15 protein-coding genes are annotated in these 13226 nt (G+C 66.7%); 12 read left to right on the forward strand and 3 right to left on the reverse strand.

Translation table 11 applies throughout. The features are described from left to right. Positions 1-28: 28 nt before the first annotated feature. Positions 29-781: a LuxR family transcriptional regulator gene (locus tag ACRYLO_RS00905; RefSeq protein WP_257844700.1), complete on the reverse strand. Its 753-nt coding sequence runs from the start codon at positions 779-781 to the stop codon at positions 29-31. A gap of 350 nt (positions 782-1131) precedes the next feature. Between ACRYLO_RS00905 and ACRYLO_RS00910 the strand changes: the two genes are divergently transcribed. The 5 genes from ACRYLO_RS00910 to ACRYLO_RS00930 all read left to right on the forward strand — a co-directional run bounded on the left by ACRYLO_RS00910 (position 1132) and on the right by ACRYLO_RS00930 (position 6073). Further along, a complete protein-coding gene (locus tag ACRYLO_RS00910) occupies positions 1132-1647 on the forward strand; it encodes a transcriptional regulator domain-containing protein (protein WP_482661649.1) in 516 nt (171 codons plus the stop codon). After that, positions 1535-1828: a DNA -binding domain-containing protein gene (locus tag ACRYLO_RS00915; protein WP_482658445.1), complete on the forward strand. Its 294-nt coding sequence runs from the start codon at positions 1535-1537 to the stop codon at positions 1826-1828. Before ACRYLO_RS00910 ends, ACRYLO_RS00915 begins: the two co-directional genes overlap by 113 nt. A gap of 715 nt (positions 1829-2543) precedes the next feature. After that, the gene (locus ACRYLO_RS00920; protein WP_482658446.1) at positions 2544-3722 is read left to right on the forward strand and encodes an ArdC family protein; all 1179 of its coding nucleotides are present in this window, start codon (positions 2544-2546) and stop codon (positions 3720-3722) included. Next, a complete protein-coding gene (locus ACRYLO_RS00925) occupies positions 3719-4135 on the forward strand; it encodes a DUF2958 domain-containing protein (RefSeq protein WP_224921302.1) in 417 nt (138 codons plus the stop codon). Before ACRYLO_RS00920 ends, ACRYLO_RS00925 begins: the two co-directional genes overlap by 4 nt. 84 nt (positions 4136-4219) lie before the next feature. After that, on the forward strand, positions 4220-6073 hold the full coding sequence (locus ACRYLO_RS00930) for a ParB/RepB/Spo0J family partition protein (protein ID WP_224921303.1): 1854 nt from the start codon (positions 4220-4222) through the stop codon (positions 6071-6073). Positions 6074-6200: 127 nt separating this feature from the next. On the opposite strand, the gene ACRYLO_RS00935 is transcribed toward ACRYLO_RS00930, so the two are convergent. Then, entirely contained in the window at positions 6201-6323 is a 123-nt protein-coding gene (locus tag ACRYLO_RS00935; protein ID WP_482658447.1) for a hypothetical protein, read from the reverse strand. A gap of 183 nt (positions 6324-6506) precedes the next feature. Between ACRYLO_RS00935 and ACRYLO_RS00940 the strand changes: the two genes are divergently transcribed. After that, positions 6507-6686 (forward strand): hypothetical protein, encoded by a 180-nt coding sequence (locus ACRYLO_RS00940; protein ID WP_482658448.1) that lies wholly within the window; start codon positions 6507-6509, stop codon positions 6684-6686. A gap of 57 nt (positions 6687-6743) precedes the next feature. On the opposite strand, the gene ACRYLO_RS00945 is transcribed toward ACRYLO_RS00940, so the two are convergent. Beyond that, positions 6744-7154: a thermonuclease family protein gene (locus tag ACRYLO_RS00945; protein ID WP_224921305.1), complete on the reverse strand. Its 411-nt coding sequence runs from the start codon at positions 7152-7154 to the stop codon at positions 6744-6746. Positions 7155-7637: 483 nt separating this feature from the next. Here ACRYLO_RS00945 and ACRYLO_RS00950 point away from each other — a divergent pair, with 483 nt between their 5' ends. From ACRYLO_RS00950 to rlxS, 6 genes are all read left to right on the forward strand, one after another. Beyond that, the gene (locus tag ACRYLO_RS00950) at positions 7638-7958 is read left to right on the forward strand and encodes a DUF736 domain-containing protein (RefSeq protein WP_179510978.1); all 321 of its coding nucleotides are present in this window, start codon (positions 7638-7640) and stop codon (positions 7956-7958) included. A gap of 179 nt (positions 7959-8137) precedes the next feature. Further along, complete coding sequence (locus ACRYLO_RS00955) at positions 8138-8359, forward strand: helix-turn-helix transcriptional regulator (RefSeq protein ID WP_224921306.1); 222 nt, start codon at positions 8138-8140, stop codon at positions 8357-8359. Beyond that, positions 8352-8948, forward strand: a complete 597-nt coding sequence (locus ACRYLO_RS00960) for a S26 family signal peptidase (protein ID WP_482658449.1) — start codon at positions 8352-8354, stop codon at positions 8946-8948. Before ACRYLO_RS00955 ends, ACRYLO_RS00960 begins: the two co-directional genes overlap by 8 nt. After that, positions 8936-9568 carry a lytic transglycosylase domain-containing protein gene (locus ACRYLO_RS00965; protein WP_224921308.1) on the forward strand — a complete coding sequence of 211 codons (633 nt, stop codon included), beginning with the start codon at positions 8936-8938 and terminating at the stop codon, positions 9566-9568. Before ACRYLO_RS00960 ends, ACRYLO_RS00965 begins: the two co-directional genes overlap by 13 nt. A gap of 320 nt (positions 9569-9888) precedes the next feature. Further along, a complete protein-coding gene (locus ACRYLO_RS00970) occupies positions 9889-10248 on the forward strand; it encodes a hypothetical protein (RefSeq protein WP_224921309.1) in 360 nt (119 codons plus the stop codon). A 343-nt stretch (positions 10249-10591) separates the two neighbouring features. Next, positions 10592-12604 carry a relaxase/mobilization nuclease RlxS gene (gene rlxS, locus ACRYLO_RS00975; protein WP_224921310.1) on the forward strand — a complete coding sequence of 671 codons (2013 nt, stop codon included), beginning with the start codon at positions 10592-10594 and terminating at the stop codon, positions 12602-12604. Positions 12605-13226: the final 622 nt, after the last annotated feature.

A 13226-nucleotide genomic window follows, 5' to 3' on the forward strand; every position in this document is an offset into this window, starting at 1 on the left:
TGCGCCGCTATCCCGGAAAAGGGGTATATCAGTGGCGGAATAGGTCGGTGAAGGTCAGCGTTCCGTCGAACAGCGCCCGGATCACCAGCAATGTCCGCTTGCTTACCCCGTAACGCTCGCAGGCGTCCTTGATATGGCGCGCAACCGTCTCTTCGCTGATGCCGAGGATTATGGCGATCTCCCAGTCGCCCTTGCCATGGGCAACCCAAAGCACACAATCGCGCTGACGATCGGTCAGCGGCCGTTGCTGTGCGACCGGCATGTGACCGCGGATGCTCCACAAGCGTCGCGCGGCCTCGAAGGCGAAATTGCCCGCGAGTTGCGCCACCGGCAATATCGTCTCGGGCACCGGCCGGCCCGCTTCGCTGGCGAACGAACAGGAGCCGCGCGCTTCGCCTGGGACATGCGCCGGTATTGTGAAACCGTCGCCGATTCCCTGATCGCGACCAAGCGCCAGCACCTTGCGGTCACACGCTGTGAGTGGGATCATATCGGGCATGCGCGACCAGCAAAATCCCATGCTTGTCACATGGCTTGCCCTATGGACCGGGTCGGTGACGCCAAGCGCGTTGCCGTCATAATAGTCGGCCCATTGTGCCGGATAGTTGTGCAGCCGGATCGCGCTGCTGCTTGCCGCGACGATGTCGACATGGTGCGTCAATGCGAAGTACTGGAAGCCGAGCTCGTCGGTGATCGCTGCCATCGCCGCCGCGAGGTCGTCGGCACTTGCGACATCTTCGACGACGTGCATGAACCGCACTGCCATTGCGTGCAGGTGCATCGGGCATCAACGCAATCGCGGGCGGCGTCTCAAGCCACCGCAATCCCGGCGATCGTCCTTTCACGCGGGTACGGGCCGAACGGTGGGATCTCAAACCAGCGCACGGCGAATCTAGCAATAAAAGTGCAATATCACAGTGGGTTTGTCCGTCAAAGCGCCAGCGCCTCGGGAACAGGGTATGCGCACCGTAAAGGATTGAGCTTCCAGTCCATTGTGGAGGTTTCGTCCCGCAGTGTAAGGCTGCCCCCGGGATCAAACTGGTGAGCGGTTACGCTAGGGAGAACGCTTCTACCGACTGGCGCAACGGATCGAGCTATGATCGATTGCGTAGCATCGATCGCGCGGGGCTGATGTGGGAATGGCTGCGCCGCGATCCCGGCTATATCAGCTGGTATGCGCGGGCCAGCACGGCAACCCGCGGCACCGGCGACGCCATGCCCTGGGGGCTGCACTTTCGCCGAGCATCCCGACCTCCAGGCCCCGGAGGCGCGGATCATCTGGCATGCCGATTTCGATCCCGGGGCAATTGCCGTTACCGCCGAGTCGGCGGACCCGTCCGATCCGGACAGTCTCCGCATCGACCGGATCGCGCCCTGGCTCGCCATTGCGACCGACGCGGCCGGGCGCGAGCATGTCGTGCTATCCGATGGCTGGCATCATATTCGGCTCGATGTCGAGGAGGGCCGTCTGGCGGGCCAGGAAGCGGTCCTGTTGCATTACAGGTTGCGTGGGCTTGTCTCAGCGGAGGCCCGCTTGCTGCCGCTCCGCCGATTGCTCGATCTGTGTCGCCATCGCCGCTTCGCCCGCTCGCTCTTTCCCAGCGATGTCCGGATCGATCGGGGCGTCGATATGTTGCGTGTCCATGATGCAATCGGCCAAGGTGCGAGCCAGCGCGAGATCGGTTCGATCCTGTTCGGCAGCGAGCGGGTGGCGCGCGACTGGAATGACGTATCCGATTCGCTGCGCTCGCGGGTCCGGCGGCTGGTACGCGAGGCTGGTGCAATGGCGCGTGGCGGATATCGTCAATTGATGCGGCGCAAACCCTAGCCCACCCTTGGGTCGGATGGACGCGGTGCGCCTCATCCCTGGACCCGATCGGGTGTGCGAAGCGATGGCGCCTCACGCCGGTGAAGCGGCGCGACCGCGCTCTACGGCTCGAAGCCGGGCTTCGCGCCGCCGAGCCCCGTGGCCGGGTCTCGGCCTGACGGTGACGATCGGCTGGCGCGGGTCAGCGATGCTGACCCTGACGGAGCGGGGCTGAGGACGCACACTGCCGGACTGCGGCGCGGGTGATCCCACAAAGTCCCGCTTTGTGGGCCGCACAGCAGCCTCGCAGGGTGCGGCGCCTGATGGTGGCCCCGCAGGCACTCCGACCTCTCGGGCGGGCGGTGCGCCCGGTTTTGCAACGCCGGCGACAGGTGCCGCCTTGCCTTGCAAAGCCCGACCCTGCACCGCGCGTTCGCCCGCACCGGCCGGGGGCCATCCCTTCATTAGCGGCGGCTCTGCCGCCGGAAACGGCTGCGGTCGCCGCTCGCGCGGCGGCGCTGTTGGTGGCCTCTCCCGGTGGCGCGGGAGTGGGCGGCGCTCCCTGCTAGGCCCGCTCGCGTCCCCGGCAAGCCGGGCTGCGCCCGGCTCCTTCACCTACGTTGCGGCCCTTCGGGTGCCGGAGCCGCTCAAGCGGGCCTCTCCGGTTCGCATCTTGCCGCCCACCCCCGCTTCCGGGGAGGCCCTGGTGGTTTTGGGGCGGTGCAGGAGGTGAACGATGCGTGCTTCAACTTGCCATCGCGCGCGCGGCGCGGGCCGGAAACCCACCGCGTCCCGCGCCGGAAGAGCAACCCCGGCCAAGCCCGGAACTGACTCCGAAACGACCCGCGTCAACCTCTATGACGAGGTCACCGCCCGGATCATCGCCGAGCTTGAGGCAGGTCGCTTCCCATGGGTTCAGCCTTGGGCGACAGCCGGTGCCCCCGGACGTCCCGATGGCAACGGCAGCGCGGCCAGCCCCGGTCTCCCGCGCAACGCGCTTACGGCCCGGCGTTACTCTGGCGTCAATGTGCTGATCCTGTGGGGCGCGGTGATCGAACATGGCTATCCTTCGCAGGGCTGGCTCACGTTCAAACAGGCGCTTGAGGCGGGCGGCTGCGTGCGCAAGGGCGAGCGCGGCACCACGGTCGTCTATGCAGACCGCTTTATCCCCGAGGCCGAAAAGGCGCGCGCCGTCGAAACTGGCGGCGACGCCAAGGCCATTCCCTTCCTCAAACGCTTCACTGTGTTCAACGTCGCCCAGTGCGAAGCGCTGCGCCCCGGCCTCGACCCGGAACCGGCCCCCTTGCCCGAACGCCAGATCGTGCCGGTTGCCGAGCAGGTCATCGCGGCGAGCGGCATCGACTTCCGCGTCGGTGGCAATCGCGCCTTTTACGTCCCGGCGCAGGATTATGTGCAGGTGCCGCCGCAACCGGCCTTTTTCGAGCAGATCAATTATTACCGGACCTGTCTGCACGAGCTGACCCATGCCACCGGCCATCCGTCGCGGCTCGCGCGCAACCTGACTACCGGCTTCGGGTCGAAGGATTATGCCCGCGAGGAACTGGTCGCCGAAATGGGTTCGGCTTTCCTCTGCGCGGCGCTCGGCATCGTGCCGACCGTCCGCCACGCCGACTATCTGGCATCGTGGCTTGAGGTGCTGCGCGAGGATAACCGCGCGATCTTCCGCGCCGCCAGCGCCGCAAGCAAGGCTGCCGACTGGCTGCTGGCACGGCACGCCGCCGCCCAGGCCGAGGCTGTCCAAGGCGACACTTCCCATGATGACTCTGGCGAACGGAGGGCGACGAGGCCCAAGGTTCCGGCGATGCGCAGCATCGTTGGAATGGCGGAGGAGGGGGCGAAGCCTCGCAAGGCTCCGGCGGCGCGAAGCGTCGCGGGACAGGGGGCGGAGGGATGATCCTGCTCACCCCCGAACTTCGCGCCACGCTGCGCGTGAACGCCGAACGCTCCGCCGCGTGCGATCATGATCCCGCGCCGGTCGTCAAATTCTTCAATCCGCTCGGTGCGGCGACATGGCTGGCAACCGAACTTTACGACGATGGCGACACGCTGTTCGGACTGGCCGACCTTGGGTTCGGCTGTCCCGAACTCGGGCATTTCAGCCTGTCCGAACTGGCGGGCATTGGTTTGCCCTTCGGCCTCGGCATCGAGCGCGATATCGACTTTTCGACCACCGTCAGCCTGTCGGTGTGGGCCGACGTTGCGCGCCGAGCCGGTTCGATCAGCCAAGCCCAATCCATCATCTGGCGCATCGAGTCCGCGCCGGTCCCCGAGCTTCCGACCGACCCCGAACACGGGAGAGGTGGATGACGCGCGGCGCGTAACGCCGCTTTGCAAGCCGATCCGCCAACCCCGGAAAGAGCGACGGACCGGCACTCACAAGGAGTGACGACAATGAAACTCGATTTTATCCCGCTCGACAAGCTGGTCGTGAGCAAGGCCAATATGCGCTACGGCAAAAAGGCCCCGGACGTGTCCGATATCTTGCCGACCGTGCGCAGCCGTGGCGTCATCCAGCCGGTCATCGTCCGCCCGAACTGCGCGCCCGATGGCTTTGAAATCGTCGCCGGTAGCCGCCGCTTCCATGCCGCCAAGATCGTCGCCGAGGAACGGCGCGCGACAGGCGACGCCGATCCCGATGCGGCATTGCTTCCCTGTGCGATCCTCGACGAGGGCGACGATGCCGCCGCCATCGAGGCGTCGATGATCGAGAATATGGCGCGGCTCGACCCCGATGAGGTGACGCAGTGGGAGAATTTCACCCGCCTCGTCCGCGAGGGCCGCACGGTCGAGGACATCGCCGCAACCTTCGGATTGCCCGACCTCACCGTCAAGCGCGTGCTGGCGCTCGGCAACCTGCTCCCGGCGATCCGCGATCTCTATCGCAAACAACGGATCGACGCGGGGACCGTGCGCCACCTGACGATGGCGTCCAAGAGCCAGCAAAAATCATGGCTGGCGCTTGCCGACGATGAGAATGCCTATCTGCCGACCGGCCACCAGTTAAAGGCTTGGCTGTTCGGCGGGCAGTCGATCCCGGTCAAACATGCGCTGTTCGACATCGAGGCGAGCGGCCTTGCAACGATCGCCGACCTGTTCGGCGAGGACCGTTATGCCGCCGATCCGGAAGCTTTCTGGACTGCGCAGAATGCCGCAATCGAGGCACGCCGCGCCGCCTATATCGAGGCGGGCTGGGCCGACGCGATCATCGTCCCGCCGTCCGATCATTTCTCGACATGGGAATATGAGAAGGCGGGCAAGCGCAAGGGCGGGCGCGTCTATTTCGACGTGCGCGCGAGTGGCGAAGTGATCGTCCACGAAGGCTATGTCTCCGGCAAGGAAGCCCGCCGCATCGCCAAGGCCGAGGGATCGCAGAACGGGACCGGTCAGAAACCGGCGCGGCCCGAGGTCACATCGACGATGCAGACCTATATCGACCTGCATCGTCACGCCGCCGTCCGCGCTGCGTTGACCGGCCAACCGGCAATCGCGCTGCGCTTGATGGTCGCCCATGCCATCGGCGGCTCTCACCTTTGGACGGTGAAGGTCGAGCCGCAGTCCACCCGCAACGACGAGGTGCGCGACAGCCTCGACAACAGCAAGGCCGAGGCGGATTTCGACGAACGCCGCCGCGCAGTACTGGCGGTTCTCGGTTTCTCGCCCGAGGAACCGACCGTGACCGGGGGCAGCATCGAAGCGGACGGCGACGACTATGGCGTCGTCGGCATCTTCCACCGGCTGCTCGACCTTCCCGATGCGGTCGTCATGGAGGTGCTCGCCATCGTCATCGGCGAAACGCTGGCTGCGGGCAGCGCCGCTGTCGAGGCGGTGGGCATCGAGATCGGCGTCGATATGGCCCGCTATTGGCAGCCCGACGATGCCTTTTTCGCGGTTGTTCGCGACCGGGAAGTGCTCACCCGGATCGTCGCCGAGGTGGCGGGCGAAACCGTCGCCAGCGCCAACCGGCAGGAGAAGACCAGGACCCTGAAACGGATTGTGCGCGACCATCTTGACGGCACCAATGGGCGCGACCGGCGCGAAAACTGGGTGCCGCGCTGGATGGCGTTCCCGCCCACCGCCTATACGGCGCGCGGCGGCGTCGGCACGGTCGCGGCCCATGCCAAGGCGCAAGCCGCCCGCGCGGTCGAGCGGCCCCGCCCGGGCGACGAGGAGCCTGATCCGGGCGCACCGGGCGCGGTGATGGCCGTGCCGGACTCCGACGACGAGGCCGACCGCCTCGCCGCATGATTGCTCGCGGGCGGCGGCAAACCCGCCGCCCGCATCCTTCCATTTCTGAAAAAATTCGGCCGCGCGCCCGCGCCAGCAATCGGGTCGGTCATACCCCCGGTATGACCTGAACAGCGCGGGGCGCTGTTCACCCGTTGCTCGGGCGCGGGCGCGCGGCAAAGGAGATCATCATGGCCGACCGTGTATCCGCGAGCATCACCATCGGCGGCACCTTGCCGCGATCCTTGTTGCCCGATTTTCTCGCGCTCATTCGGGAGCAGGAACTGTCCACCGAATGGGACGGCGAACCCTTCGCCCCCACGATGTTCCGCGAGGGCATGTCCCTTGAACTCATGGCGCATGAAGTGCCCTGGGGCCGGTTCGAGCGCCTCGAAAGCTGGTGCGTCGAACATGGCCTGCCCTTCGCGCGTTGGTCGGGCGGCTATTGCGGCCAATGGGGTCCGAGCGCGCCGTGTTCACCGGCACGGGCGAGGTGCAATGCTATGCCGCCGACGAGGACGACTATCTCCTGATCGGTCGCTGCACCGTCGAACGGCTCGGCAGCTACGCAGCGATCCTCGACCACTTCGCGGCGAGCGATTTCGCCGTGCCGCCGTTGCGGCTGATGCCGTGAATATCGGCCGCGCCCCGGCCTGCTGGCGCGGGCCGGGGCGCGGCTGGTTCCTTGTTTTCATCGCCGCGCGCGCGCGCACCAGTCGGGCATCCGCTGCCAGCGCGGCCACCAGCGTGCGATGCCGCTCGCCACCAGTTCGGACCCGACATCGCGACCGGCCAGCGTCACTTGGGCGACCGTGCGGTTGTAGCTGCGCCCGCCCCGCATGACGGTGACAGTCCGGCCATCGAGCAGCGTTCGGACACGCGCGGTCGCGGCCCGGCCAAGTACGATCTCCGCTCTACATCTGGCCTGTCCCGCTTGCGTCTCCGGGGCGTCGATTCCGGCAATGCGGATGCGTTCGCCGTTCTCCAGCCGGAAGGTATCGCCGTCGATCACAAGGCCGACACGCCCCTGATCAGGCGGCGCGGCGGCGATCAGCAACAACGCCGCGCAGGCGGCCAGAGGGCGGAGGACGATCATCGACATGGTGCTGGCCTTTATCGCCTTTGACGCCGCACACGAAGCCCCGGCCTGTCGACATCGGCCACGCCGACGGCAATGCCGGCAGCCTCGCCGTGCGTGCCCCGGACGGTCGATCCGGTGATGCGGCGGTACGTCCGCGCTGTCCTCGACTGATCCATCGCGTAGGTGAACCGGCGGCATTATCGTCGTCGCCACCGCCATCTCCCGCACCGTTTTCGGCTCCTCGGGCGCATGACCTGGTACGGCCGCAGTCCCGCGAAACCATCGCCGTGCGGCTTATTTCCCCGCCCGCGCCCACCCCACGCGGCACGCCGCGTGGGGGCCCCGAGCTTGCGGGCTCCTCGCGCTCGCTGCGCTTCAAATAAGCCTTCGGCTCCGGTCCTCCGCTTCGCTCCGGCCTGCCGGTTCGCGGACCTGCTTTGACCGTCCCTTCGGTCCGCCCATCGCCCGGAAACGGTTCGGGGCGACTTTCTAAGGAGACGAGCAATGCCAGCCATCGGTTATGTCACCCGCGACGGAAACGGCTTCAAGGGCCAGCTCAAGACGCTCTCGATCCGCACCGATATCGAGATCATTCCCAACACCCGCAAGTCCGGCGACACCCAGCCCGACTACCGGGTGTCGGCAGCCGGCGTCGAGGTCGGGGCCGGGTGGGTCCGGCGCGGCGAGATGAGCGGCAAGGACTATGTGTCGCTGTCGCTCGCCGCCCCCGAATTCGGTCCGCGCCGGCTCTACGCCAATCTCGGCCGCGCCGCCGGCCAGGACGACGATGACGCTTTCGCAATCATCTGGAATCCCGCCGACTGAGCGAACCGCCCCGCGTCCCGAAAGGACGCGGGGCATCGCCACCGGCTCTAAACGCCGGTGCCAATTTGGGGGGTCGGAATCGCAGAGGTCGATTTGCGACCCTGCCGAAGACGACCGGATCGATCCAATCCGCGCTCATCAGCCGACGCCGGGTGCGTGGGCGCAGATGGAGCTTCATCATGGATACCGCCGAACGGGCGCAGGCCGCGCGCGAAACCTGTCCCTTCCTCACCGCCAAGCAGGCGGCTTTTCATCTCGGCCTCGCATACTCGACGCTCAAGCGCCTGCGCCAGACCGGCAAAGGGCCGAAATGCCGCCTGCATGGCCGAACCTGGCGCTATCACATCGACGATATCGAGACCTGGTCGGCAGCCCGCGCGCGCGGGGGCGACCGTGGTTGAGCGCCGGATTCGCGACCGCCCGCTCCCGCTTCTCGCCTGGCTTGAGGTCCGCCGCGCGGAACGTCAGCGCATCCGCGCGCGCCGCCTGCGGCTTGGGCGGCACGCGACGCTGCTCGGTATCGGTATCGCCTGCCTCGGCGTCACGATCGCCGTCCCGCCGCTGCCCCGGCTGGTGTGGAACGCGAGCGCGAGCGCACCTATCGGCCTCTATGCCGTGTCGCCCGGTGCATCGCTCGAACGCGGCGACATGGCGATTGCCTGGCCGCCAATCCAAGCACGGCAACTCGCAGCGCGCCGCCACTATCTGCCGAGCAATGTACCACTGGTGAAGCGCGTTTCCGGCATTGCCGGAGACACAATCTGCGCGGTGGATAGCGTCGTGACGGTGAATGGCAGGCCGGTTGCGCAGCGCCGTGCCGCCGATGCAGCGGGCCGTCAGCTACCTGCGTGGCGGGGGTGCATCCGGCTTGGACCTGGCACGCACTTCCTGCTCCTGACCGAGACCCCGGACTCGTTCGACGGGCGCTATTTCGGACCGACGCTGGCGCAGGATGTCATTGGCAAGGCGACCCCGTTGTGGCTGCGCTGAGGACGTTCGCGCTCGGCCTTGCGTTGCTCGCCGCGCCCCCCGCCGCCGCCGCAAATCCGTCGGGGACCGATCCGGTATCCCGCTGGCACGCCGAGATCGCCGAGGCGTCCGCCCGGTTCGGTGTGCCGGTCGCCTGGATCGAGCGGGTGATGCGCGCCGAAAGCGGGGGCCGGACCATGCTTGGCGGGCGACCGATCACCTCCCACGCTGGCGCGATGGGGCTCATGCAGTTGATGCCGAGGACATGGCTGGCGATGCGAGCCGCGCACGGCCTGGGGCGCGATCCCCATGATCCACGCGACAATATTCTCGCAGGGACGGCTTATCTGCGCGCGATGTATGACCGGTTCGGCTATCCCGGGTTGTTCGGTGCCTATAACGCCGGTCCCGGTCGCTACGCCGTCCATCTCGCCACGGGCCGTGCGCTGCCGACCGAGACGCGCGCCTATCTTAAACAGGTGTCGGGCGGGCCTTTGGTGCCATCCCCATCGCCCGCGCCGCAGCCGCCATCGACCTTGTTTGTCGTGCTTCGGCCCAGCAATCAGTCGGCTGATCCATCGCGATCGCGCACGCCGGACGCGCCGCCAGATACGCTGTTTGCGATCCGCGCACCCCGTTGAGTCTGCATGTGTTGCTGCGTCGAAGGGTGCCGACTGTAAGGGCATCGCGCGACCTTGGATGTTGGAGGGGCTCGTCTCGGCAAGGCCCAGCATGACGGGCGGCGAAGCGGCTGTGCAAGGCCGGCGGCCCCTCCAATTTTGCCGCGAACCAGAGGCTGCTGCGCAGCCGCGTTGTTTGTTTTCAGCGCAACAAAATCGGTTCCTCCGCCGCCGCTGCGCGGCGCTTCCGGCTTCGCCTCCAGCGGCCCTGACAGCCGCCTCGCCACCCGTCTTCGGATGTCTGTCCTCGATGATGGGGACTTCAAGCGAAGGAGGCGATCATGACCATGTTTCAACCGATTGGTGCGGCGTCGGACCGCGTAGTGGCGACGCTGGTGGCAGGGCTCGAAATCGAGTTTGGGCGGGGCGCAGGCGAGGCGCTTGCGACACGGTTTCTAGAGGCTGAGGAGAGCGATTTCCTGTGGGATGCGCGCATGTCGGAGCGGTGGCTCGGTGCGTATGAGAACATCGACGACGAGAATTTCGAGCTCGATCGGGTGGCGATCACGGGACGGTTGGATGGCCGCTGGTTCGTCGCGGTGAGCATCGTCGATGGCGATGGGAGCGCGCAAGGATTGATGGGTCGCCGCGATTTCAGGAGCGAACGCCAGGCACGCGAAGCGTTCGCAGCGACGCATTGATCGCAGCATCGGAAACGCCGGGACACAGTGCCGACAGGCATCGTGTCCCGGCTCTTTTTTTGCCTCGGCTCAGGCCAGATGGGCAGGCAGCAGGTCAGCGGAAATTGGCGACAGGAGCGGTTCCGATGGGAGGGTGGCGTAAGGCAAGATAAAGCTATGGCACTGGTGTTCCATAAGCCTTTGTCTGCACAGCGTTTTTTGGAGCCGCCACCGGCACTGCCCTCTCGGCACCAGTGCCGTTCGGCCCGGACATGGCGGTATTGCGCCACATTCGGCGGCACCGGTTTTCAGGGGAACCGCACGGGGTCATGCTTGCCGCTCCGCACCCCTTGGAATCATCACAATGGCCGACGACGACAGCTTTGAACCGCGCCTCGGGCGCCAGCGTCAGCAGGGTGCCAAACGCGCCCGACGCTATCTCGGCCGCGTCCTTGCCGCCGCCAACCTTGCGCGCGGCGGCGCGGTGGCTTCCGGTCTCGCGCGTGGGGCGTTCTCAGGCGTCCGGATCGGACGCGGTGCGGGTGTCGGACGCCTGCTCGCCAGCCGCGGCAATCATGCCGCCGCGAACGGCCGCCGGGTGATCGTCAAGGCAAGCATCGTCAAGCTCGCCGGCAAGGGCGCATCGACCGCTGCCGCGCATCTGCGTTACCTCCAGCGCGACGGCACAACGCGCGAGGGCGAACGGGGCGCGCTTTACGGGCGCGATGCCGGCGCTGTCGACGGCAAGGCGTTCGGCGGACGGGGGGCTAGCGATCGCCACCAGTTCCGCTTCATCGTCTCACCTGAGGACGGCGATCAATATGACGATCTGAAACCGCTCACCCGGCGGCTGATGGCGCGCATGGAAGAGGATCTTGGAACGAAGCTCGACTGGGTCGCGGTGGACCATTTCAACACCGGTCACCCGCACACCCATATCGTCGTGCGTGGGAAGGACGATCGTGGTGCCGACCTCGTCATCGCCCGCGACTACATGACGACCGGCATCCGCGAGCGTGCCGCCGAGCTGGTCGACCTCGACCTTGGCCCGCGCACCTACCGCGAAATCGCGCAGACGCTGCGCGTAGAAGTCGAGCAGGAGCGCCTGACCTCGATCGACCGGGCCTTGCTCAAGGGGATGGACGCCGCGCGGATAGTAGCGACCAACGGTCGCGATGCCGCCGACCAGACGCTGCGCGCCGCCCGACTTGCAAAACTGTCGCGCCTGGGCCTGGCCGAGCCGCTCGGCGCGGGACGCTTCCGGCTTGTGCACGACCTTGCCGATACGCTGTGGGCGTTGGGTGAGCGCGGCGACATCATCCGCACGATGCAGCGCGACTTTTCCCGTGCCGCAACCGTGCGGGCGTCGGCAGATCAGGCGATCTACGATCCCGCCGCGTCCGGTGCCCGCCCGCTGGTCGGCCGCGTGCTGGCACGCGGACTCGCCGACGAACATGCCGATCGCCATTATCTGATCGTCGATGGGGTCGATGGGCGCAGCCACTATGTAGCGATCGGCAAGCCCGCCCTGAGCTTCGTCGATAGTGGTACAGAAACCGATGCCAGCTTGCCGTGCGGTGCGATCGTGCGGGTCGATCCGGTTAGCCCGATCGTCCGCGAGGTGGACCGGACCGTCGCTGCGGTCGCCGCAGCGAATGGCGGACGCTATGATGTGGATGCCCATCTTCGCTACGATCCGGCCGCGACCCAGGCCTTTGCCGAAACCCATGTCCGGCGTCTGGAGGCGATGCGACGGACGTCGGGCATCGTCGAGCGCGAACCGTCGGGCCGCTGGATCATCGCGCCGGACCATCTGGCGCGTGTCGCGGCCCATGAAACGGCGAGGCTACGGGACCGTCCGGTCGCGATCACCTTGCTGTCGGCGCAGCCGCTTGACCGGCTGGTCGATGCCGAGGCCGCGACCTGGATCGATCGCGAGCTGATCTCGGCAGCGCCCGAGGCGGTTCGAGATGCCGGGTTCGGACGTGAGGTACGCGAGGCTCAGACGCGGCGTCGGCAGTGGCTGGTTGCGCAGGGTTTTGCGGAGGAAACGGGCGGCGATACGCCGTTCCCGAGGACCATCGTTGCGACGCTTCAGCGGCGCGAGTTGCTGCGGATCGCGGGCCAGCTCTCCGACGAACTCAAGGTGCCGTTCCGCGAAGCTGCCGAAGGCGACCGTGTCGAGGGCCGTTATCGCCGCCCAGTCGACCTTGTCAGCGGGCGCTTCGCGCTCATCGAACGGTCGCGGGATTTTACGTTGGTGCCGTGGCGCCCGGTGCTGGAGCGGCAGGTCGGCAAATCGGTTTCAGGGTTGATACGCGGCGACGGCATCAGCTGGTCCATCGGGCGCAGTCGAAGTGGGCCGGGGATTTCATGACCTGGCTGCTCTTGTGACCGTCGAGTTCGACGGACGAAGTCTGCAACCGACCGCAGCCGGTCAAAATCAACCGTACCCGGCGATCATGGTGACGTCCGCCCTTGAGAAACAGGCCGATAGGGCGACCCAAACAGACATTCGGCAACGCGCTCGCCTTGTCGTAGCTCAAACAGCTTGCGGCGACCTCCGAAAGCACTCCTTCGGTCAGCGCGACGGTCGGTCCGGAACGTGCGGCCAGTCCTCATGATATCTAACCGAAATCCGTTCCACATCTTGATAGTGGGTCTCGGCCATGTAGGCACTGAATGATCGACTACCCCGGCCTCGGCGCGAAGATGGTCCAGGCCGGGTTGCAATCGTCTGCGGGTCGCGCCGATCGGAAAACATGGCAGTTACGTCGATATGGCCACGGCCAGCCCTGTACACTCCGCGGCTCGGTCGAACGGTGCCGACCACCCTTATGCCGCTTCCGACCTGATAGGCATGTAGCCAGTAAATCCTAATCGGGTCGCCGGGCATGTTGACCGCCAAAGGCTGCAACGGGATCGGCTGCAAGGTGGCGCACCCTGAAAGCACAATTGAGATCGCCAGCGCTGCAAGCGACAGAAGCGGTCGCGGACCA

The organism is Sphingomonas sp. SDUR79 (genome assembly GCF_056821745.1).